The organism is Bradyrhizobium sp. USDA 4369, from assembly GCF_054056435.1.
This window is the reverse complement of sequence record NZ_JBSRYH010000001.1, coordinates 459,093-481,665: the sequence shown is the minus strand read 5'-3', so window position 1 is coordinate 481,665 and position 22,573 is coordinate 459,093. Positions and strand designations below refer to the sequence as shown.

The 22,573-nt window shown below is 66.0% G+C and carries 20 protein-coding genes; 7 read left to right on the top strand and 13 right to left on the bottom strand.

The window, feature by feature from the left end:
- Positions 1-73 precede the first annotated feature (73 nt).
- From ACVIJ6_RS02245 to ACVIJ6_RS02235, 3 genes are read right to left on the bottom strand one after another with little or no spacing between them, the layout of a single operon-like run.
- On the bottom strand, positions 74-991 hold the full coding sequence (locus tag ACVIJ6_RS02245; protein ID WP_456771294.1) for an ABC transporter permease: 918 nt from the start codon (positions 989-991) through the stop codon (positions 74-76).
- Entirely contained in the window at positions 978-2,069 is a 1,092-nt protein-coding gene (locus tag ACVIJ6_RS02240) for an ABC transporter permease (RefSeq protein WP_456771293.1), read from the bottom strand. Before ACVIJ6_RS02240 ends, ACVIJ6_RS02245 begins: the two co-directional genes overlap by 14 nt.
- Positions 2,053-3,621, bottom strand: a complete 1,569-nt coding sequence (locus ACVIJ6_RS02235; RefSeq protein WP_456771292.1) for an ABC transporter ATP-binding protein — start codon at positions 3,619-3,621, stop codon at positions 2,053-2,055. The genes ACVIJ6_RS02240 and ACVIJ6_RS02235 overlap by 17 nt, the downstream gene beginning before the upstream one ends.
- A 574-nt stretch (positions 3,622-4,195) precedes the next feature.
- Between ACVIJ6_RS02235 and ACVIJ6_RS02230 the strand changes: the two genes are divergently transcribed.
- A complete protein-coding gene (locus tag ACVIJ6_RS02230) occupies positions 4,196-5,290 on the top strand; it encodes a hypothetical protein (protein WP_456771291.1) in 1,095 nt (364 codons plus the stop codon).
- Between the two features lie 59 nt (positions 5,291-5,349).
- Here ACVIJ6_RS02230 and ACVIJ6_RS02225 read toward each other — a convergent pair whose 3' ends face one another.
- Both ACVIJ6_RS02225 and ACVIJ6_RS02220 read right to left on the bottom strand, forming a co-directional pair.
- Entirely contained in the window at positions 5,350-5,874 is a 525-nt protein-coding gene (locus ACVIJ6_RS02225; RefSeq protein WP_456771290.1) for a nucleoside deaminase, read from the bottom strand.
- Between the two features lie 184 nt (positions 5,875-6,058).
- Entirely contained in the window at positions 6,059-7,351 is a 1,293-nt protein-coding gene (locus ACVIJ6_RS02220; protein ID WP_456771289.1) for an MFS transporter, read from the bottom strand.
- Between the two features lie 65 nt (positions 7,352-7,416).
- Between ACVIJ6_RS02220 and ACVIJ6_RS02215 the strand changes: the two genes are divergently transcribed.
- The 4 genes from ACVIJ6_RS02215 to ACVIJ6_RS02200 all read left to right on the top strand — a co-directional run bounded on the left by ACVIJ6_RS02215 (position 7,417) and on the right by ACVIJ6_RS02200 (position 11,481).
- Positions 7,417-8,346, top strand: coding sequence for a 2-dehydro-3-deoxygalactonokinase (locus tag ACVIJ6_RS02215; RefSeq protein WP_456771288.1), 930 nt, complete (start codon positions 7,417-7,419; stop codon positions 8,344-8,346).
- Position 8,347: 1 nt separating this feature from the next.
- Positions 8,348-8,989, top strand: a complete 642-nt coding sequence (locus tag ACVIJ6_RS02210) for a 2-dehydro-3-deoxy-6-phosphogalactonate aldolase (RefSeq protein WP_456771287.1) — start codon at positions 8,348-8,350, stop codon at positions 8,987-8,989.
- 123 nt (positions 8,990-9,112) lie between these two features.
- Entirely contained in the window at positions 9,113-9,568 is a 456-nt protein-coding gene (locus tag ACVIJ6_RS02205) for a MarR family winged helix-turn-helix transcriptional regulator (RefSeq protein WP_456771286.1), read from the top strand.
- Positions 9,565-11,481 (top strand): FUSC family protein, encoded by a 1,917-nt coding sequence (locus ACVIJ6_RS02200; protein WP_456771285.1) that lies wholly within the window; start codon positions 9,565-9,567, stop codon positions 11,479-11,481. The genes ACVIJ6_RS02205 and ACVIJ6_RS02200 overlap by 4 nt, the downstream gene beginning before the upstream one ends.
- Here ACVIJ6_RS02200 and ACVIJ6_RS02195 read toward each other — a convergent pair.
- Positions 11,462-14,116, bottom strand: coding sequence for a flavin-containing monooxygenase (locus ACVIJ6_RS02195; protein ID WP_456771284.1), 2,655 nt, complete (start codon positions 14,114-14,116; stop codon positions 11,462-11,464). The genes ACVIJ6_RS02200 and ACVIJ6_RS02195 overlap by 20 nt on opposite strands.
- Before the next feature lie 286 nt (positions 14,117-14,402).
- Here ACVIJ6_RS02195 and serA point away from each other — a divergent pair, with 286 nt between their 5' ends.
- Entirely contained in the window at positions 14,403-15,650 is a 1,248-nt protein-coding gene (gene serA, locus ACVIJ6_RS02190; RefSeq protein ID WP_456771283.1) for a phosphoglycerate dehydrogenase, read from the top strand.
- 21 nt (positions 15,651-15,671) lie between these two features.
- Positions 15,672-16,151, top strand: coding sequence for a TOBE domain-containing protein (locus ACVIJ6_RS02185; RefSeq protein WP_456771282.1), 480 nt, complete (start codon positions 15,672-15,674; stop codon positions 16,149-16,151).
- On the opposite strand, the gene ACVIJ6_RS02180 is transcribed toward ACVIJ6_RS02185, so the two are convergent.
- From ACVIJ6_RS02180 to ACVIJ6_RS02150, 7 genes are all read right to left on the bottom strand, one after another.
- Positions 16,060-16,482, bottom strand: coding sequence for a winged helix-turn-helix domain-containing protein (locus ACVIJ6_RS02180; protein WP_456771281.1), 423 nt, complete (start codon positions 16,480-16,482; stop codon positions 16,060-16,062). The two genes, ACVIJ6_RS02185 and ACVIJ6_RS02180, sit on opposite strands and share 92 nt — an antisense overlap.
- A complete protein-coding gene (locus ACVIJ6_RS02175; RefSeq protein WP_456771280.1) occupies positions 16,479-17,069 on the bottom strand; it encodes a DUF2478 domain-containing protein in 591 nt (196 codons plus the stop codon). Before ACVIJ6_RS02175 ends, ACVIJ6_RS02180 begins: the two co-directional genes overlap by 4 nt.
- An 11-nt stretch (positions 17,070-17,080) precedes the next feature.
- Positions 17,081-17,944, bottom strand: a complete 864-nt coding sequence (locus ACVIJ6_RS02170) for a xanthine dehydrogenase (protein ID WP_456771279.1) — start codon at positions 17,942-17,944, stop codon at positions 17,081-17,083.
- Between the two features lie 203 nt (positions 17,945-18,147).
- Positions 18,148-19,245 (bottom strand): molybdenum ABC transporter ATP-binding protein, encoded by a 1,098-nt coding sequence (modC, locus tag ACVIJ6_RS02165; protein ID WP_456771278.1) that lies wholly within the window; start codon positions 19,243-19,245, stop codon positions 18,148-18,150.
- Positions 19,242-19,931, bottom strand: coding sequence for a molybdate ABC transporter permease subunit (gene modB / locus ACVIJ6_RS02160; RefSeq protein ID WP_456771277.1), 690 nt, complete (start codon positions 19,929-19,931; stop codon positions 19,242-19,244). Before modB ends, modC begins: the two co-directional genes overlap by 4 nt.
- A 26-nt stretch (positions 19,932-19,957) precedes the next feature.
- Positions 19,958-20,725 carry a molybdate ABC transporter substrate-binding protein gene (modA, locus tag ACVIJ6_RS02155; RefSeq protein WP_456771276.1) on the bottom strand — a complete coding sequence of 256 codons (768 nt, stop codon included), beginning with the start codon at positions 20,723-20,725 and terminating at the stop codon, positions 19,958-19,960.
- A 278-nt stretch (positions 20,726-21,003) separates the two neighbouring features.
- Complete coding sequence (locus ACVIJ6_RS02150) at positions 21,004-22,566, bottom strand: amidase family protein (protein WP_456771275.1); 1,563 nt, start codon at positions 22,564-22,566, stop codon at positions 21,004-21,006.
- Positions 22,567-22,573 lie beyond the last annotated feature (7 nt).

The following is a 22,573-nucleotide window of genomic DNA, read 5'->3' as shown; positions in this document are numbered from 1 at the left end:
TATCTCCAAATGGTCAGGGGAAAGCTTATTTCCAGAGCGTCGCGCCCCATCGCAGGCGCTCCGGATGAAACGATCAGCGGTCCGGGACGAATACCGTTCCCAATGCAGCCGGCGCCGTCGAGCCGCCGGTCCGGGCGCGCGACAGCAGCACCAGCACGATCACGGTGGCGAGATAGGGCAGCGCGGACATGAATTGCGAGGGGATGCCGACACCCGCGCCTTGCGCATGCAGCTGCAGGATCGTCACCGCGCCGAACAGATAGGCGCCGATGACGAGACGGCCCGGTCGCCAGGATGCAAACACGACGAGCGCGAGCGCGATCCAGCCGCGTCCCGCCGTCATGCCGGGAATGAAGAATGGTGTGTAGGCCAGGGGCAGATAGGCCCCGGCGAGCCCGGCACAGGCACCGCCGAACAGCACGGCCAGCATGCGGATGCGCAGCACGGGATAGCCGAGCGCATGCGCGGAGATGTGGTTGTCGCCGCAGGCGCGCAGGACGAGACCGGCACGGGTGCGATAGAGGAACCACCAGACCGCAACGATCAAGGCCAGCGACAGATAGACGAAGGCGTCCTCGCCGAACAGGATGCGGCCGACCAGCGGGATGTCACTCAGGCCGGGAACCGAGAGGTGCGGCGCGGTGTTGATGCGCTCGCCGACAAAGCGCGCCCCGATCAGGCCGGAGAGACCGATGCCGAAAATGGTCAACGCCAGGCCGGTCGCGACCTGATTCACCGCGAGCCCGAGCGTCATGAATGCGAAGATCAGGGACGTCAGCATGCCGGCGATGATGCCGCACAGCGCGCCGACGACGATCGAGCCGGACAGCCAGGCGCCGCCAAAGCCACAGGCGGCGCCGACGATCATCATGCCCTCGACGCCGAGGTTGAGCACGCCGGCGCGCTCGGTGACCAGCTCGCCGGTCGCTGCCAGCAGCAGCGGCGTCGACGCGGCGAGCACCGACAGGATGATTGCTTCAACCAGCACCACTTTGCACCTGTCGGGCGGAGAAGACGAGCTTGAACCGATAGAGGATGAGGGAGTCGCAGGCGAGCACGTAGAACAGCAGGATGCCCTGGAACACCTTGGTCACGTCGAGCGGAATCTTCATCGTGATCTGGGCCTGCTCTCCGCCAATGAACGTCAGCGCGAGGAAAAGGCCTGCAATTAATATTCCAACGGGATTGAGCCGGCCGAGGAAGGCGACGATGATCGCCGTGAAGCCATAGCCCGGCGAAATGCCCGGTTGCAGATGGCCGATCGGACCCGCCACCTCGATGATGCCGGCGAGTCCGGCCAAAGCACCGGAGATTGCGAAGGTCACCAGCACGAGCTGATTGGCGTTGAAGCCGCCGAAGCGGGCGGCGCGCGGCGCAACGCCGACGACCCGGATTTCGAAACCCTTGATGGTGCGATCAAGCAGCACGAAAGCGCAGATGACGACAATGAGCGCGATGATGCTGCCGAGATGCAGCCGTCCGCCCTCGATCAGCAGCGGCACGGTCGCGACCGGATCGAACTCGGCGGTGGTCGGGAAATTGAAGCCGGCCGGATCACGCCACGGGCCGCGGACGAGATAATCGAGCAGCAGATCGGCGACATAGACCAGCATCAGGCTGGTGAGGATCTCGCTGGCGCCGAACTTCACCCGACACAGCGCCGGAATCAGTGCGTAAAGTGCGCCCGCGGCAGCGCCGGCGAGCAGCATGGCCGGCAGCACCCAATATCCGGCTTCTGTGCCCTGCGTCTTGACCGCGATCCAGCTGCCGGCGACGGCGCCGATCAGAAACTGGCCTTCGGCGCCGATGTTCCAGGCATTGGCGAGATAGCACAGCGACAATCCGATCGCGATCATCACCAGCGGCGTCGCCTTCACGGCGATCTCCTGCAGCGAATAGCCGTCGGTGAGAGGGGCGATGAAATAGACGCCGAGCGCCGCGATCGGGTTCTTGCCGAGCAGGGCGAACAGCACGCTCATGGTCACCAGTGTCAGCCCGATGGCGATCAGCGGCGACACCAGCGCTATGGTGCGTGAGCGCTCGGCGCGCTTCTCAAGCACGAGCTGCATGCGCGGCCTCCTTCTGGTCGAGACTGGCGCCGCCCATCAGCAGGCCGAGTTTTTCGCGCGTGGCTTCTATGCGCGGCAGGGCTGCCGAGAGTCGGCCGTGAAACATCACGGCGATGCGGTCGGCGATTTCGATCAGCTCATCGAGATCCTGGCTGGTGACGAGCACCGCGGCGCCAGCACTTGCGAGGTCGATCAACGCCTGACGAATGATCGCAGCAGCGCCGGCATCGACGCCCCAGGTCGGCTGGTTGACGACGAGCACCGCCGGTTGCCGCAAGATCTCGCGGCCGACGACGAATTTCTGGAGATTGCCGCCGGACAGGCTCGCGGCCTCGGGATCGCGCTTGGCCTTACGGACGTCGAACGTCTCGGTGGTGCGATCCACCGTCCGCAGCGTCGCGGCGGCATTGATGAAGCCGTGGCGCACCATGTCGCCGGCGGCGTGCCCGGTCAGCAGCGCATTCTCCGACAGCCTCATTCGCGGCGCGGTGCCGTGGCCGAGCCGTTCCTCGGGCACGAAAGCCGCGCCCATCTTGCGGCGCTCGCTGATCGAGAGATTACCGCAGGCGATGCCGTCGATGATGATCGTTCCAGGTTCCTTGACAAGGCGTTCTCCAGAAAGTGCGGCGAACAGTTCGTCCTGTCCATTGCCTGCGACCCCGGCGATGCCGAGGATCTCACCGCCCTTCAACTCGAACGAGATGTTCTGCAGACGGACTCCATGCAGCTCGGCCGGTTGAAGCGTGAGATCATTCACGACCAGGCGCGGCACCGTCGTGCGCCGCTCGGCTGACGGCTTCACTTCCTTGATCTCGCTCCCCACCATCATGCGGGCAAGCGATCCGGCCGTCTCGAGCTTCGGATTGCAGGTGGCAACCTTCCTGCCGCCGCGCAGGATCGTGGCGGTGTCGCACAGCCGCTTCACCTCATCGAGCTTATGGCTGATGTAGAGGATCGCGCGCCCCTCTTGCTTCAGGCGCTCAAGCACAACGAAGAGCTGATCGGCCTCCTGCGGCGTCAGCACCGCCGTGGGCTCGTCCAGGATCAGGAATTTCGGGTTCTGCATCAAGGCCCGCACGATCTCGATGCGCTGCCGCTCGCCCACGGAGAGTTGCCAGACCTCCCGCTTCGGATCGAGCGGCAGTCCGTAGTCGCGGGCGACGTCGGCCAGCCGGGCCGACACCGCCCTGAGCGGCTCCTTGCCATCGAGTCCGAGCGCAACGTTCTCCGCGACGGTCAGATTGTCGAATAGGGAGAAATGCTGAAACACCATGCCGATGCCCAGCGATCGGGCCTCGGAAGGCCCGGAGAGCTTGATCGGTCGGCCCTGCCAACGCAATTCCCCGCCACTCGGCTGCACCAGTCCGTAGATGGTCTTGACCAATGTCGACTTGCCCGCGCCGTTCTCGCCGAGGAGAGCGTGGATTTCGCGCGGGACGATCTCGATGTCGATCCTGTCATTGGCGAGGAAATCGCCGTAGCGCTTGGTCAATCCGACCGTCTGCAGGAGCGGCTGTACGGGGGCTGGGCGAGCCAGCGCGGGATCGGGCATGTGCTGCGTCTTAGGCAGGGAATGGAACTGCCTCAATTGTGAGCTAATTTGCTCCGCTGTGTAAGAGGTGAAAAGCGCCATCCTTTGCACAACTCTTGCCCAGCCTCTGGAAATGTCCCCGGTCCATTTCCGCTTCACAGTCAGTTGCATCGGGCCGGCAATGCAATTGGACTGCCTCCGTCCGCGCGACGCGACATGTGGCACTTTTGCGACAGTTGCCGGGAATCAATCTCGGACAGCAGCATGCCCGTTGGATGAGCAGCATCATCTCGACGGCCGAGCGAACCTCGGTCGTGTGCTTGCAGCGTTCCGCAGCGGCCGATGAAGCTGCTTTTGCCCTGTCCAGAAAACTCCAACGATGTGAAGTCGAAAGCCCCGTTTTGCGGTTCCATTTGCCGCGGCCAATCGTCTCACGTCCTGGAACACCGGCGCGAGGCGGACGCCACCGCTTGGGGCGGAACCTTGATCAAACTGCGAGCAAGACGTGGAGAATCTTGAGGCTTCTCGCGACGAAGCTTCGGCGCAACTGTGCATGCAAGTGCGGAATCGGCGCTTGTTCATTGGGGGTGTCTACATGTCGTTTCGTCATTTCATCACTGCTGCGGTTGCGCTGGGCGCAGGCGCGATCGCGGCGCTGGGGCAGGCCAGCGCTGCGGATCTGCCGGCCAAGGCCGCGAAGAAGGCTCCGGCTGATCTGCCGTTCTTCCTCGTCGTCGACAACCGCGTCAGCTTCTCCTGGATGCCCAAGGGCACCGATCCCGGCGTGTTCTCGGTGCGGCCGAATGGCAGCATCAACAGCACCACCGCCAAGCAGGTCTATTCGTTCAGCCACTTCGACGTCTGGCAGTACGGCACGAACTTCTTCACCATTTCGATGTTCAAGTCGGATCACAACGACCCGGCCAATCCCTGCACCAATGCCGGCGTGATCTTCAATCCCGGCACCGGTATCGCCACCCCCGCAACGTGCGAAGGCGCCACCGAAATCTATGGTCTGTTCCGCTCGACTTTCGGCTGGAATCAGATCTTCAACACCAGCGCTTTCACGATGGGTCCGCTGCACAACATCTCGTTCGAGGTGGGCATGGATGCCAACACCGAGAACAACTATCTGTCGCCGGCCAAGCGCTCCATGGTCGCCGGTCTGCAATTCGCGTTCGATCTGCCTTACAAGGGCTACCTCAACGTCGCCCCGCTGCTGTATTACGAATTCTACAACCGCAATGCTTTCACCCAGTGCGGAGCGGGCTGGCAGCTGCCGGCAGCGGCCGTTCCGGGCGTGAACTGCTTGACCGACGGCAATCGCAGCTTCAACCCGACCTGGGCACTCGAGCTGAATTACTACATGGACCTCGGCTTCCTGCCGCCGAACATGCAGTTCTGGTCGATCAGCGGCCGCGCCGGCTGGTACGGTGAGAAGGGCAACGAGAACAGCCCGCTGCCGGGGACCAAGACCGCGATCGAGTTCAACTCCGAGCCGATCCGCCTGACCTTCGACGCTTCCAAGGCTTTCATGGGCGACAAATATTCCCACTTTGTCGATGTCTGGGTCGCTTATCGCTACTGGCAGAACAAGTTCGGCCTCGACCACAAGACCAGCGGGGCCTGCGTCGGCAATGCGAGCTGCACCGAGGAAACCGTCTATGGCGGCGTGACCGTCAAGTTCTGATCTGGCGTGACCAGAAGAGGAGGGCGCTGCAGCCAGGCTGCGGCGCCCTTGTCGTTTGATCATGTGTCCCAGACGCCGACATGCAGGGCTGCGGCTTCGTCCTCCAGCAGCGGTCCCACGACCTCCGTCGCACGCTGGCCGCTCGCGAAGACGTCGCGGCAGGGCAGGTCGAGCGTCGGGTTTTCCGGATGGTTGCCGGTGAAGTCGCGCAGCCGCCGTTCGCTCAGGCCGTAGACGACCCGCCCGATGCCGGCCCAATAGATCGCGCCGGCACACATCGCGCAGGGCTCGGCTGACGAATACAGCGTGGCTGTCGCCCGAACCTCCGGCGCGATCTTCGTGCAAGCCTGCGTCGCAACCAGCCGTTCGGCATGCGCCGTGGCGTCGCGCGCCGGCATGTAGCCATTCTCCGCCTCGATCAGCACGTGGCCGCCGGCGTCGACGAGAATAGCTGCGAACGGATGGTTGCCATGCGAGGTCGACCGCCGGGCGACGGCAAAGCTGTGGCGCAGGAAATGGGCATCACGCGCCTGCGTGCCGGCCGTACCGTGATCATCCGCCGGGATATCGCCATACACCGCCATCGCACTGCTCCATTGCGCATCGGCAGAGTGTGCGCCGGCATGCCGGAACGCACAAGGGAACCGATACGAGCAACCCGCGTTGCCCGGCGCACGCGCTGCCGTCTGGACCGGCAGCTCAGCCGTGATGAGCGAGGCGATCCACTCGGTCCTCGGTTCACCAAAGCAAGGATGGCCGGCCGCGTTCCTATCGCGGCGCACTTGCGACCAAAGGCGCACTCGCGAGCACGACGACCAGCAGCGCCGCGAGCAGCCAGAATGCCGTCGACAGGCTCGTGGCTGCGGCGACGAAGCCGATGCCGGCAGGCCCGAGCAGCACGCCGGAGTAGCCGGCGGTGGTGACGGCCGCGACGGCAAGGCCGATGGGCATCACGGTCTGTGCACCAGCCCGTCGGAACAGCACCGGCACCAGATTCGAGGCGCCGAGGCCGATCAGCGCAAAGCCTGTCATCGCACTGACAACCGAGGGAATGGCCAGCAGCACGACGAATCCGGTGATCGCCATGACGCTGCCCCACAGCAAGGTCGCGCGATCTCCGATCCGTGCGACGACGACATCGCCAGCGAGACGGCCGATCGTCATCGCGATCGAGAACATGATGTAACCGAGCCCGGCCTGTGCCGCCGGGAGACGGCCGGAGCCGGTGAGCAGCAGCGCGCTCCAGTCGAGCATCGCGCCTTCGACCAGGAACATGATCGCCGCGAGCGCCGCCAGCAACAGCACCGCGCCCTGCGGCAGCACCAGCAGCGGGCCCGATTGCGCCGGCTTGCCTGCAATCAGCCGCGGAACGGCAATGATCATCGCCGCCAATGCGATCGCACAGCAGGCGAGCGTGCCCGGCAGCGGCGCGATCTCGACCGCGAGCAGCGCGGTCATGACGCCGGAGCCGGCAAAGCCCCCGATGCTGAATTGAGCGTGAAAGCCGGACATCAATGGCCGTGCGCTGAGCCGCTCGACCTCGATGGCCTGGATGTTCACGGCGACGTCGAGCGAGCCGAGCGCCGCGCCGAAGGCGAACAGCGCGAGCGCGAGGGTGACCGGCGTCGTGGCGATGACGAGCGGAGGCAGCAAAACGCTGAGGGCAAGTCCGCTGACGATCACCACCGGCTTGCTGCCATAGCGCGCGCTGAGGAGGCCGGCCGCCAGCATCGATACAACCGAGCCGACACCGAGCGACAGCAGCAGCAGTCCGAGCGTCGCATCATCGACGCCGAGCCGCTGCTTGGCGAATGGCACCAGCGGCGCCCAGCACGCGATGCCGAAACCGGCGACGAAGAAGGCCAGGCGTGTCGCGAGCTGCGCCGCGCGGTGGTCTGCAATGGTCATGGATGAGGTCCGGAATGCGGATGAAGCCGCGCCCAAAAGCGGCTGCGGGAGATCGGGGAGCGGGGCGCCGCGCCTTTGCAGCGCAACAATGAATGGACGATGCCGTCGGACCTGCCGATCCACTGGCCGTGCTTGTCGGCCGCGACATATCATGCATATAGGGCGGGCGTCACCCGAGCCGAGGCTCGAGAGTGTCGCAGCACAGCCGCAGAGGAACGATGAGCTCGACCGGGATGTCCAAGGCGGCCTTCATTGCCGTCGACTGGGGAACTTCGAGCTTCCGCGCCTGGCTGATGGCCGCCGACGGAACGGAGCTCGCCGAGAGCCGCGGCCCCGAGGGCATGTTGCAATGTGCGACATTGGGTTTCGCGCCGGTGCTGCGCGATCACCTTCGCAAGCTCGGTGGACCGGCCGACCTGCCGGTGCTGATCTGCGGCATGGCCGGCGCGCGGCAGGGCTGGGTCGAAGCGCCATATCTGCACACGCCGACCCGCCTCGACGCGCTGCATGCCGGCGCGATCCGCGTCGAGACCGAGGGCGACGTCAGGATTCTTCCTGGTCTGGCCCAGGCCCACGCCGATCAGCCGGATGTGATGCGCGGCGAGGAGACGCAGCTGCTCGGCGTCACCGAGCCAGACTTTTCCGGGGTCGTGTGCATCCCCGGCACCCACAGCAAATGGATCCAGATCGAGGCTGGCGCCGTGGTCGCGTTTGCCACCTACATGACCGGCGAGCTGTTCGCGGTGATCTCCCAGCACAGCATCCTGATGCATGCCGTCGAGCCGAATGCCGCAGCGGCCGATGACGGCCCTTCGTTTCGCGCCGGCCTCGCGTCTGCGCTATCGTCTCCGACGAGCCTGACCAGCGCGCTGTTCCGGCTGCGCGCGGCTCAGTTGCTCGGCTTCGAGCAGCGTTCGGATGGAGCTGCCCGGTTGTCCGGCCTGCTGATCGGCAGCGAGATCGCGGATGCCGGCACGCGCTTCGGCCGCGACCTCCCGCTGCGGCTGATCGGAGCAGGCCGGCTCGGCCGCCTCTATCGTGAGGCCCTGACGGCGTCTGGTTTCACCGTGAACGAATGCGATGCTGAGCTGGCCTCGCGCCGAGGCCTGATCAAGGCGGCCCGGCAGATCTGGGGAGCGCGTTTCTGACATGACACAGTCCGTGAACTGGCCCAACGTGAAGCGGTCGTTGGTTGCGATCCTGCGCGGCATCAAGCCCGATGAGGCCGAAGAGATCGTGGCTGTCCTGATCGAAGCGGGTTTCGAGATGATCGAGGTCCCGCTCAACTCGCCTGAGCCGTTCGTCTCGATCGAACGGCTGGCCAGGCGCTTCGGCCAGGACTGCCTGATCGGTGCGGGGACCGTGACCAATGCACCGGATTGTGTGCGCGTTGCGGAGGCTGGCGGCCGCTTGATGGTCAGTCCGAACGTCGATGCCGAAGTGCTGGCGACGGCGCAGGCTTACGACATGGTGACGATGCCGGGCGTCTTGACGCCGACCGAGGCCTTCCTAGCCTTGCGCTGCGGTGCCTCAGCGTTGAAGTATTTCCCAGCGTCCGTGCTCGGTCCATCGGGCATAGCAGCGCAGCTCGCGGTTCTGCCGAAGGGCGTGGTCGTCGGCGCTGTCGGCGGCGTCTCGGACAAGAATCTCGCGACCTATGTCGCGGCTGGTGTGCGCGCGTTCGGCCTCGGCTCGAGCCTGTACAGACCGGGCATGACGGCGAGCGATGTGCGTGACACCGCGCGTGCCTCGGTGCTGGCCTATGACGAGGCCATGAAACAGCCGGTTTGAGCGGATGCAGCTGCGTCCGGATCGTTCTGCCCATGTCGGCATGCGCCGGACGCGGAGCAGCCCGGCGCGGGTTACTCCGAAAATAGATTGAATCCAAATCATTTTGGTTCAAGTAAATGGGGCATGGCACCGTCGGCATCCACCGCCCGTCTTCGCTTCGGTTTTGCGCTCGTTGGCCTCGCCCGCCGCTGGCGCCGCGCGCTGGACGAACGGATGGGCGCGCTCGGATTGTCGGATGCGGCATGGCCGCCGCTGGTGCATCTCGATCGGTCCGGCGATGGCATCACCCAGAATGAGCTTGCGGCCCGCTGTGGCATCGACGGATCGAGCCTGGTGCGCCTGCTCGACATGCTCGGCGAGCGCGAGCTGATCGAGCGGCGGGTCTCCCCGACCGACCGCCGCTCGCGGCTGGTCTTTCTCACCGCGAAGGGCAGGCGGCTGCTCACCTCGGTCTATCGAGTCCTGCGCGAGGCCGAGAGCGCGATGCTCCGGGACATCGACGACGCGCGCCTGCAGGCGACGCTCGAGATATTCGACCGGATCGAGCAGCGGCTCACCGAAGGAGACGACGAGGAATGAATGCGCCACCCGTCTCGCGGTTCGGCTTCGAATGGCCCCGGCTCGCATTCGGCTTTCGGACCGCGCTCGCCGCATGTCTTGCGCTCCTGCTTGCCTGGCTGGCGGGACTGGAGCATCCGCAATGGTCGGGGATGACGGTGTGGGCGGCCTCGCAGCCTCTCCGCGGACATCTTCTGGAGAAGAGCGCGGCCCGGCTCGCCGGCACTGTTATCGGCGTGTTGTTCGGACTGGCCTTGATGCGTCTCTCCCACGGCGACGCCATGGTGCTCGTCATCGGCATCTCGCTCTGGATCGGCCTGTGTGCCTTTGCCGGCAATCTCGTCCGTGGCTACGCCTCCTATGCCGCAATGCTCTCCGGCTATTCGGCGGCCATGGTGGCCCTGCTCGACGCGGCCCATCCGGAGCATGTGCTGGCCTTGGGTGCCGATCGCGTGCTGACCGTTGCCGTCGGCATTCTGGCTGCGCTGCTCGTCGGCTGGCTGTTCGCTGCGCCCGGCGACGATATCTCGGTCGTGGAGAAGGCGCGGCTTCTCAGTGAGCGGCTGGCTGCCGACATCGTCGCGCGTCTGCGCGGGGCGCCGGTCCCGGAGAATGAGCAGCGTTCGATTCTGTCGGACATCTCGGCGCTCGAAGGCACGCTCGACCTGCATGGCGCCGGCTCACGCCGGCGACGGCGGCTGGTTCGGAAGATCCGCGCGCTGCTGGCGGCGCAGGTGTCGGCCGTGCTGTGGCTGCGCTCGGAGGACAGCCGGGTCATCGATGCCGCGATGGCGGATTCGCTGGCGCGAACGGACATGTCCAAGACCGGAATTTCCGTGCCGGCGCTGCGGCGGTTGGGCGAGGCCGCGGCCGCCGCGAATCCGCACGGACCACTGGCGTCGATCCTGAATGACCTCGGCGCGGCGACGAGCAATCTGGATGATCTCGACGGAAGCCCTGCTGCCGAACTGCTTCTGCATCGTGATTGGATGCTGGCGCGCCGCGCGATGTTGCGCGCCCTTGTCGCGATGCTGGCCACCGGCCTGGTCTGGCTCGTGACCGGCTGGGAGATGGGCGGCTTCATGATGCTCGGCACGGCGATCATGTTGTCGGTGTTTTCGACCTTCGAGAAACCGGCCGCCATCCTGCCTCACGTGCTCGCCGGGCAGGTGCTGGGGACGGGCCTCGCCCTGATCTGCCGCTGGCTGATCTGGCCATATGTCGGTGGATCGCTCGGGACGGTGCTGGCGATGGTCCCCTTCATCCTGCTCGGTGCGCCGCTGTCGGCGCATCGCCTGACCCAGCGCATGGCGTTCGACGTCAACATGGTGCTGTTGCTGATGCTGCAGCCGACCTGGCCACAGACCATGAGCTTCGGGCATTCGCTGATGGCCAGTCTTGCCGTGATCGCCGGACCAGTGGTCGCGCTGATCGCCTTCAGCCTGATCTATCCGGTCGACAGCCGCCGGCGCTATGAGGCGGTCAGATATTCGATGATCGACGATCTCGAACATCTCGCGGCCAGCGCCCTTCGATCGGATCGCCGCAAGCGATGGCGCGCGCTGCTGCACCACCGCGTCCTGCTCGCCACCTATTGGGGCGAGCGGGCCTCGTATCCGACTGCGCGCCTGGCCGACGATGCCCTGGCGCTGTTGTATGTCGGACAGGCGATCGAGCAACTCGGCGAGCTCGCTGCCCGCGCAACGTCGCCGAGCGCCAGACGGCGCTGCACGGCGACGCTGGAGCGACTGCACCGCATCGGCACGGATCCGCTGCGCGCGGCCCGCGCCTTGCTCGATGCGGTGGGTCGGCTGCCGGCCGAGATGTCCGGCTGCAAACCCGTTCTGACACGGGCGGCGGCCAAGCTTGCAGAACGTCCTGCAACCTTTCGCAAGATGGCTGCCGGCGCCGGTGCTAGCTCGCCGCGGCGTTGATCTCCGGCGAGCCGCTGTCTTCGGCAGGCTGCGTGAACGCCTGCAGCGCCTCGGCCATCTGCACGCGACCACCGACACCGGTAATCACGATATCGACCATCGTGAACGAGGAGTGGAAATGGCCGCTGGCCTTGAGCTGTCCGACGGGGACGCCCGCGGCGGCCAATGCCTCCGCATAGGCCACGCCTTCGTCGCGCAGCGGATCAAATTCGCAGGTCACGATATAGGCCGGCGGCAGTCCTTTCAGCTGGCCGCGCAGCGGCGACACAAGCGGATCGGTGCGATCGGCCGGCGAGCAGTAGATGTCCCAGAACCAGAACATCAGGCCGCGCGTCAGGAAGTAGCCGGCGGCATTCTCGGTGTAGGACGGACGATCGAAGCTGCAATCGGTAACCGGGCACACCAGCAGCTGGCCACCGATGACCGGCCCGCCGCGATCGCGCGCCAGCTGGCATGTCACGGCGGCGATGTTGCCGCCCGCGCTCCAGCCCGCGACCAACACCGGACCTTCGCGGCCGCCGAGCTCGGCGGCGTGCTCCGCAACCCAGCGGGTGGCGGCGTAGCCATCCTCTGCCGCCGCAGGGAAGCGATGCTCGGGCGCGTGGCGGTAGTTCACGCTGACGAAGATCATGTTGGAGCGGCGGCACATGTCGCGGCAGAACGGATCATCCGACTGCTCGTCGCCGAGCACCCAGCCGCCACCATGGAAGTACACCACGATCGGATGCGGCCCAGGCGTTGCCGGGCGATAGAGCCGGTAGGCGAGGGGGCCATCCGCGCCCGGGAGCGTGCCGTCCTTGACCTCACCGACGGGCCGTCCCGGCGGCCGGGTCTTGTTGAACTCGGTGATGAAGTCGCGTGCGCCCTGCGCGCCCATCGATTCGATCGGCGGCAGGTTCATCTCGGCGAGCATGTTCAGCACCAGCCGGACATCCGGCTGCAACTTCACGATCTCGCCGTCATTGCATTGGGTCGTGCCGTTCGGACCGGCCAGCTTGAAGCCGAGCATGCCGCGCTTCACGATCTCGTTGCAGATGCCGCGGTAGGGCCCGACGCCGCCGGTATAGGGCATCAATGTCTGCGGCTTGCCCGGCACGTTGGCGCCCGTGTACCAGGTGTTGGCGAGCCGATGCAGCGTCACCGTCGCGCAGTCCGCCATGTGGCGCATCCAGCCTGCCTGCGCGGTGTCCGTCGGCTCGATCGTCGTGAAGCCGGCCTCGCGCATCTCGGCCAGGCGGTCCACCACGAAGTCGACATGCTGTTCGATCGACACCGCCATGTTCGAGAGCACCGATGGGCTGCCGGGCCCCGTGATCAGGAACAGATTGGGGAAGCCGGCGACGGTCAGGCCGAGATAGGTCTCCGGGCCATTCGCCCAGGTCTCATCGAGCGATTTGCCGTCGCGGCCCTTGATCGGATGCACGGCGCGGATTGCGCCGGTCATCGCATCAAAGCCGGTGGCGAACACGATCACGTCGATGTCGAAGCTGCGCTTGTCGGTCTTGATGCCGTTCGCCGTGATCGACGTGATCGGCTCCTTGCGCAGGTTCACCAGCGTCACGTTCGGGCGGTTGAAGGTCGCGTAGTAGTTGGTGTCCAGACACGGACGTTTGGCGCCGAACGGATGATCATGCGGCGTGAGCGCCTCGGCTGTCTCGGGATCCTTGACGATCTCGCGGATCTTCTCGCGGATGAGATCCGCGAGCAGCGCGTTGCCGTCCGCGTCGACACCCTGGTCGGCCCAGAGCTGCGTCAGCATGCCGACGAGGTCGCCCGCAGCCCACAGCTTCTCGAAGCGAGCGCGGCGCTCGCTCTCGCTCATCTGCCAGCTGAATTCGGTGGCCGGCGGAATCGGCACGCCGGTCAGCGACCAGCGTGCCTGTTCGCGCAGGCCGTTGCGATCCTGCGCCAACTGGGCGGCACGATCGGCCGGCAGCGGGCCGTTATGCGCCGGGAGAGCGAAGTTCGGGGTGCGCTGGAATACGGTCAGCTGCGCCGCCTGCTCGGCGATGATCGGGATCGACTGGATGGCGGACGAGCCGGTGCCGATCACCGCGACGCGCTTGCCCTTGAGGTCGACGCCGTCATGCGGCCAGCGGCTGGTGAAGTAGATCGCGCCCTTGAAGTCGTGCACGCCGTCGAATTCCGGCGGCTTGGGCTGCGACAGGCAGCCGGTCGCCATGATGTAGTGGCGGCAGGAGACGGCCGGGCCGTTGTCCGTCGTGAGCAGCCAGCGCTCCTTCGATTCATCCCAGGAGGCGCCGAGCACGCGGGTGCCGAAGCGAATGTCCCGGCGCAGATCGTAACGATCGGCGACGAAGCCGAGATAACGCAGGATCTCCGGCTGGGTGGCATACTTCTCCGACCACTGCCACGCGGTATCGAGCTCGGGATCGAACGTGTAGCTGTAGTCGACGGTCTGGATGTCGCAACGCGCGCCCGGATAGCGGTTCCAATACCAGGTGCCGCCGACATCGGTCGCGGTATCCAGCGCCACGGTCGAGAAACCCGCCTTGCGTAAGCGGTGAAGCAGGTACAATCCCGCAAATCCGGCGCCCACGACGGCAACGTCGACCGTCTGGGTTTCACCCTGAGCGGATTCCGACGCGCGTGCCTCGACCACTCCGTCTGACATGCTGACCTCCCGATGATTTTGTGATTGCAGGAAGGCTAGCGCCGCTCGCGTGGTTTGTCAGCAGCCAAAACAACGATCTGCGGTTGCTGCAGTGCGGGCGGGCCGGGCGTTCCATGGGCCAGGCGCTGATTTTGCATTGCCTGTCAAAAGACGCCAATGGAGTGGACAAGGCCCTGAGAAAGCGACAGAAAGCGACGCCGCCGCGCTGCATTCACCAAGTTTCAACGCATCGCGACTGTAACAAGCGCTACACTACGCCACACCCACGATTGATCAGGCCAGGCCCATGCCGCTATCGCTGCCCAAGCAAAAGATCCGCGTTCTGCTCCTGGAGGGCGTGAACGACTCGGCCGTCCGCATGTTCGAGGCCAACGGCTACACCGAGATCGAACGGCTGCCCAAGGCGCTCGGCTCGGCTGAACTGAAGCGCATGCTGTCCGGCGTGCATATGCTCGGCATACGCTCGCGCACGCATCTGACCGAGGACGTCCTGCAGGCGGCAGACCGGCTGATGGCGGTCGGCTGCTTCTCGGTCGGCACCAACCAGGTCGAGCTCGACGCCGCCAAGCGGCTCGGCATTCCCGTGTTCAACGCGCCATACTCGAACACGCGCAGTGTCGCCGAATTGACCATTGCCGAAGTCGTAATGCTGATGCGGCGCATCTTCCCGCGCTCGGTGGCGGCGCATGCCGGCGGCTGGGACAAGTCCGCCAATGGCAGCCGCGAAGTGCGCGGCAAGACGCTCGGCATCGTCGGCTACGGCAATATCGGCTCGCAGCTGTCGAACCTGGCCGAAGCGATGGGCATGCGCGTGATCTTCTTCGATCTCACCGACAAGCTGCGCCATGGCAACACCGAGCCGGTCGAGAGCCTCGATGAGCTGCTGGCGATGAGCGACGTCGTCTCGCTGCATGTGCCGGAGACGCCGGCGACCGCCAACATGATCGGCGAGCGCCAGATCCGGCACATGAAGGACGGCGCTTATCTGATCAACAATTCGCGCGGCACGGTCGTGGATATCGAGGCACTGGCCAGCGCGCTGCGCGACGGCAAGCTCGCCGGCGCTGCGGTCGACGTCTTCCCCGTCGAGCCGGCCTCGAACGCCGATCCTTTTGTATCACCGCTGCAGGGCCTGCCGAACGTGATCCTGACCCCGCATGTCGGCGGCTCCACGGAGGAGGCGCAGGATCGGATCGGCGGCGAGGTCGCGCGCAAGCTGATCGACTATTCCGATGTTGGCTCGACGTTTGGCGCAGTGAACTTCCCGCAGGTGCAATTGCCGGCGCGCCCGACCGGCACGCGCTTCATCCACGTCCATCGCAACGTTCCGGGCGTGCTGCGCCAGGTCAACGAGGCGGTCTCGCGGCATAACATCAACATCCTCGCGCAATATCTGCAGACCGATCCCGAGGTCGGCTATGTCGTGCTCGAAACCGACGTGGTCGGCGGCGAGGGCGAGGAGCTGCTGGCCGAGCTGCGCGCTGTGGAGGGCACGATCCGCGTCCGCGTGCTGTACGATCACGATCGGCCGTGACGTGATGGAGGCGCTTGCGCGATGACTGCCGAGGCTCCCTCGTCCTCAGCCTCCGCCGTGGTGCTCAGCACCACGGTGCCGGCGCGGGTGCTGCGGCACGATCCGCAATATGGCATGTCGACGCTGTTCTTCGCCGATGGCGAGCTGCGGGTGCCGATGGTCGATGCCGCGATCGATGCCGGCGTCTCCGTGACCATCGAGGCGCGTGACGTTTCGATCGCATTGTCGCGGCCGATGGACGTGTCGATCACTAACCGGCTGCCGGGCCGCATCGAGGCGATCCTGCCGCTGGATCCGCCCTATGTGCGCGTCACATTCGATCTCGGCGCGACGAAGTTGCACGCCTTGGTGACGCTCGAATCGGTCGAGCGGCTGGCGCTGGAGCCGGATCTGTCGGCCTGGGCGATGATCAAGAGCGTCGCGATCGGACCCGGCGCGGTTCGGCCTTCGGAGCTGCCTCGGCCGCGCCGCTGGCCCGCTTCTGATAATGGGGATCCGTAGCCTTCTGCAGCTCGCCCAGCGCCGCGGCCGTGGCCGTGCGCGTGCGCCGCTCCATCGAGCGGTACAGCGCGATCAGACGCTCGCCGAACAGCGTGATCTCGGCGCCGCCGCCGCGGCGGCCGGGATGGGTTTCGAAGACCGGCATCTCGAAGGTGCGGTTGAGCGCATCGACCATCAGCCAGCACTTGCGGTAGGAGATGCCGCTGGCCCGCGCCGCGCCGAGGATCGAGCGCTCCTTGCGGATGAATTCGATCAGCTGCAGATCCTCCGGGGAGAGGCTGCCGCCGTTGCCGAAAGTGATGGTCAATGCGATCTGAGCTTCGCGCTTCATCCCAATCCGATCCGCTCGCGTGGTGATCCGATCATGTCACGCGGGCTCCGCGCTGTCACCATGCGGCCCGACCACGCCTCGATCCATCCTGGCCTGCGCGCGGTCTCGGCCGGAACGTAGGTGGCGAAGGGGCCGGCGAAGCTGCTCCATGCCTCCATCATCGCCGGCGACACCGCGGTGATGATCGGAAGCCCGGCGGCGATGGCCGTGCCGAAGGCGTCGGCAAGCCCGCCGCCGGCAGCTTCCTGCTTGCCGAACTTGCTGAGGATCACGACATCGGTGCCACGCGCGATCGACTGCTGCACGGCGGCACAGGCGAGTACCAATCCTTCCGGATCGAGATTGCAGGCCTGCGACCCCGGACCGAGATCCTGCGAGATCGAGAACAGGCGTTCGTCATCGAGATTGCGCAGCATCATGGCCTTGCAGGGCTTGGCCGTGTCCGCACTGCTCTCGATCACGCCGGAAACGCGCAAACCCGCGTCCGCAAGACGCAACGCGAACTCACCGAGTAGTTCCTGGATCACGGCGGACGCGGCGCCCTGCAACGCCACGATCTGACACGTCCCGGCTTCTGCGACTTCCATGGCAGTCCTCCTCACACGATGGCGGAGACGCGGCCCGCCTTCCGACCGGTTTGCATGATCTGGTGAACGGCTGACACGACGCTCGCGGCGATTGCCTGGCCGCGCTCGTCCATGCCGGTCCAGGCGGCGTGGCGGCCGCGCGGATCGATCTCGAGCAGCTTGACGTTGGCCGGGACGCGCACGCCGTCACGCGCGATGCCGCGCAGCGCGCCGTCGAGCGGCGCGAGCACCGGCGCGCCGCCCAGCGAGCCGAGCTGCAGCCCCTTGTAGACGCGGGTGCCAATGTCGAGCGGCGTGTGCCAGACGGCCTCCTCATCCGAATAGACGAAGCGCTCGCTCCCGGCGCCGCCGAGATCGCGTGCCCTGCCGTCGGCGTTGCGCGTGGTGCCCTGCGCGACGATCGCCCCGGTCTCGCACGGATGCGTCTCGATCGCGACGTCGCAATTGTGCCCGACCGCAAAGCGCGGGCCGATGCCGACGGCGATGCCGGCGACGCCGCGCAGATCCGGCGTGACCAGATGCTTCTGCATGCGCGCGTCGACGATGACGGCCGGATAGCGGAAGGCGATGATGTCGGTGAGATGCATCGCGGTCACGGCGACCTGGCCGGGCGCGCGGTGAATCCGCACGACGTCTGCGATGCTCTCGGCGCGGCAACCGATCACGCCGCCGACGTCGCGGGCTTCACCGAACAGCACGTCGTGGAAGGCCATGCCGCGTCGGATCACCGGCGGAAAGGCGTCGTGGCAGAGCACGACCGCAAAGCGGGCCTGGTTCAGCCCTGCCGCGACGGCGGAGGCGATCTCGTTGGTGCCCAGCAGCAGCGCGAGCGGCTCGGGCGCGTTCGGATGCCAGGTGACGGCGGCGGCTTTCATGCTGATGACCTCATGTTGCAAGGCCGAACTAGCAAGCCCCGGGCCATGCGGCCAAGCGTGGGTCAACTCCCTGATGACATTGATGAAACGCAAGATGGTCGGCGTAGGCGTGATCCGAAGCTGTATTGTTTAAGATATAACATAGGATGCTATATTGTCACTTATACAACACTGCGGGGGATGGATCGCGACGGGCGGTTCGCTCAGATGGCAGGATCTTCGCGGCGGACCAGGGCGACGCCCTTGACCTGGGCGTAGACGGCAAGCCCCGTCTGCAGGCCGAGCTCGTTCCACGAACGCTGGGTGACGCGCGAGAGCAGCCGCGCCCCCTTGCCGTCGTCGCCGAGCCCAAGCAGCGCGGTGACACGATGATCCGACTGGCTGCGGATCTCCAGAATCCTCGCCCGCAGCACGTTGACGATGGTGCTGCGGCTCGGGGCTTCCAGCGCCAGGCTGACGTCATCGGCCAGCACGCGCAGCCGGCGGCGTGTACCTGGCGGCAGCGGCTCGGCCGGCAACAGGAATTGGCCGCCGGGCACGACGAGGGTCGCCATTCCGTCAGCGGAGTCCTGGCCCACGACCTCTGCATCGAAACTCACGGCCGCATCGCGCGACAGCGCGAGCGGCAGCGACAGATCGGCCTGGAGCTTGGACAGCGGCCCTGAGGCGAGAACGGCGCCGCTTCGCATCAGCACGAGCTGATCGGCAAGCCGCTCGACCTCGGCGATGTCGTGGCTGATATAGAGGATCGGCAAGTCGAGCGCGGCATGCAGCCGCTCCAGATAAGGCAGGATCTCGTCCTTGGTTATCTGGTCGAGCGCCGACAGCGGCTCGTCCATCAGCAGCAGCTTCGGCTGGCTGAGCAGAGCACGGCCGATTGCGACGCGCTGGCGCTCGCCGCCGGACAGATGCCTCGGTGAGCGCTCCAGCAGCTTGGCGATGCCGAGCAGCGACACGACCTCGTCGAAGCCGATCGCGGCGGCGCCGGTCATGCCGGGATGGCCGTACATCAGGTTGCGGCGGACCGAGAGATGCGGGAACAGATTGGCTTCCTGGAACACATAGCCGATCGGGCGCTGGTGCACGGGGCGGAACGTCTTCTCGTCCTGCCAGACGTCGCCGGCCACCGAGCACAATCCGCCAGCGAGCCGGTTGAGCCCGGCAATACAGCGCATCACCGCGGTCTTGCCACAGCCAGAGGGGCCGAAGATCGCGGTCACGCCGCGAGCCGGCACCTCGAACCGCGCGTTCAGCTCGAAGCGCCCGAGCGTGCCGCGGAAATCGACCTTGACCGTGCTCATGACGCGCTTTTCGTCATCTTCTTCTCGATCAGCATCATCGTCAGAATGACGCAGAACGAGAACACGACCATGCCGAGCGCGAGCACCGAGGCTTCGGCCCATTGCGACGTCTCGACATAGTCGTAGATCGCGACCGACAGCACCTTGGTCTTGCCGGGGATGTTGCCGCCGATCATCAGCACGACGCCGAACTCGCCGACCGTGTGCGCAAAGCCGAGGATCGCGCCGGTGAGGAAGCCGGGGCTCGCGAGCGGCACGGCGATGGTCCAGAACGCCCGCCAGGGCGAGGCGCGCAACGTGGCCGCCGCTTCCATCGGCCTGTCACCCATCGCCTCGAACGCGTTGCGGATCGGCTGCACCACGAAGGGCATCGAGAACAGCACCGAGCCGATGACGAGGCCCGGAAAGGTGAAGGCCAGCGTGCGTGCGCCCCACAATGAGGCCAGCGCGCCGCCGGGACCACTCGGCCCCAGCGCCACCAGCAGGTAAAAGCCGAGAACGGTCGGCGGCAGCACCAGCGGAATGGCCACAAGCGCCGCGACAGCCTCCTTCCACCACGCCCGCGACCGTGCCAGCCACCAAGCGATCGGCGTCCCCACGGCCATCAGTATGACGGTCGTGAGGGCGGCGAGCTCGAGAGTCAGCCGGACCGGTTGCCAGATGTCGGCCGAAACGTGGAGGTTCATCCTTCAAGCATCATCGATGCGCGGGTTCAGGTGCCGGACTTCGGATCCAGAGCATAGCCGAACTTCTCGATGACAGCACGGGCTTCCGGAGTCTTGAGGAACGCCAGGAAGGCTGTCGCCGCCTCATTGCCGGCGGAGCCCTTGAGCAGTACGGCGTCCTGGCGGATCTCGGTGTAGAGGTTCTGCGGCACCAGCCAGCGCGACCCGCCGGCATTCGGCATCAATTGCGATAGCGCCACGAAACCGAGTTCGGCATTGCCGGTATCGACGAACTGGAAGGCCTGCGAGATCGTGTTGCCCTGCACGATCTTCGGTTGGATCGTGTCATAGAGGTTGAGCGCCTTCAGCGTCTCGACGGCTGCGGCTCCGTAGGGGGCGGCCGTCGGATTGGCGATCGACAGCTTGTTGAACGCGTTCGCCTTCAGGGTCTCCTCGCCCTTCACCGTGGCCGGGTCCTTGCTCCACAGCACGAGCTTGCCGATGGCATAGGTGAAGCGGCTCTCGGCGACGCCAAGGCCCTCGGACACCAGCTTCTTCGGCCGCTCGTCATCGGCAGAGAGCAGGATCGCGAACGGCGCGTTCTCCTTGATCTGGGTGTAGAACTGCCCGGACGCGCCGAAGCTCAGCACGACGTCATGTCCCGTCTTGGCCTTGAACAGGCCTGCGATCTCCTTGGCCGGCTCGGTGAAGTTGGCGGCGACCGCGACATTGGCGCTGCCCGCGAACGCGTTGGCGCCTGTCAGCAGAGCAATGGCCGCGCCGAGGGCGGCGGTGGCGAAACTCATCGATCTCATCACATTGTCCTTGTTCTATCCACCAACACGGGCTCGTTGCGGTGAATTGCAAGTCCCATTCCGTCACATCGGCCGCGGCCGATGCCGTGCTATATTCATTCGTATACATCAGAATAGACAGCTCGGCCGGTTCCCGTCAACACGAGGGCCTCCCCCCGACGAACGCGATGCGTGTTGGTGTTCGACTTTCGACAATCGATGTGGCGCTGTGTCGCAAACACGACGGCCCGAGGATCGAAATCCTCGGGCCGCCGCCGGATCCTCGGGGCGCCGCAGGATCAGGACATCCGGTCCCAGAGCTGCCGCACCAGTATGCCCGCGCGCTTCTCGATCGCGGCCGCGGCATCGAGCGCGAGGTCCTCGCGATAGCGGCCTGCGATCAGCTGGACGCCGATCGGCTGGTTATTACGAACCGTGACCGGCACCACCGCGCCGGGCAGGCCGAGCACGTTGATGGCCGAGATAAAGCGGATCTCGTTGAAGAAGATCTCGCGGACGCGCTCCGCACTCACGGTGTCGTCGCGTGGACCTGGCGTCGGCTTGACCGTCGTCGGCGCCAGCACGACGGGGTAGTCCTCGAAGAACAGCTGCCAGGCGCGAATATGCGTCGAGCGCTGCGCCGTCGCATTCATCCAGCCGGCGAGATCGAGCATCTCGGCCTTGGCGCGCATGCCGCCCCAGGCTTTGTGGAAGTCTTCGGAGGTGACGGACAGCATTTTTGCCTCCTGCATCACCACCACCTCGTTGGTGATGATGTCGCACCAGGACTGCCAGACGCCGGAGATGTCGGGAACCTCGACCTCGCTGACCCGGTAGCCCGAGCGCTCCAGATGATCCGCGGCCTGCCGAAGCGCGGCCTCGACCGCGGGATCGACCTCCATGTCATCAGGGATCTTGGCGAGGGCGACCTTGATCGGACGCTTCGGCTTGTCGCCCTCGAGTGGCGCTGGCACCCACCAGGGGTCGCGCGGATCGCGCCGGCTCATGACCTCGAGGGCCAGCCGCACGTCGGCGACGCTGCGCGCCAGCGGGCCCTGCGACGACATCAGATGCGCCAGCAGCGGCCGTTCGGCGGCAGCGCTTTCATTGTAGGCGGGGATGCGGCCCTGCGTCGGCTTGATCGTCACGACGCCGTTGCAATGCGCTGGCCAGCGCAGCGAGCCGCCGATGTCGTTGCCATGCGCTATGGTGCCGATGCCGGCTGCGACCGCTGCTCCGGCGCCGCCTGAGGACCCGCCGCAGGTGATCTCCGCATCCCACGGGTTCAAGGTCAGGCCATGAAGCGGGTTGTCGGTAAAGCCGCGAAACGAGAATTCCGGCGTGTTGGTCAGGCCGAGCACGATCGCGCCGGCATTTTTGAGGTTGCGCACCACGGGTGCGTCGGAGGGCGCGATGATGCCCATCTGGGCCGGAACACCGTTGGGATTCGGCCGTCCCTGATAGTCGACATTCTCCTTGATGGTGACGGGTACGCCATGCAGAAGGCCGGTCTTGTTGCGTGACTTGTCGGCCGCACGCGCGGTCTTCAGGGCATCCTCGGAGAGATCGACCACGACGGCATTGAGCTTCGGATTGACCTCCGCCATGCGCGCGATATGCGCCTCGGTCACCTCGACGGAGGAGACCGCGCCGGAGCGGATCGCAGCCGCAGTGTCGATCGCCGACCATTGCCAGATCGGTCCCTTCGGCAGGCGCGGCTTTGGCGCGGCTGCCTTCGCCGACAATTTGGGTTGTGGCTTGGCCTTCTTCGCCGCGGCGCTGCTGGCCGCGCGCTTCGGAGCCGGCTTCGCCGTCTTTGCCGCCTTCTTCACTTTCAAGGCCTTCTTCGCTGTCTTCGCCATTGTCGTC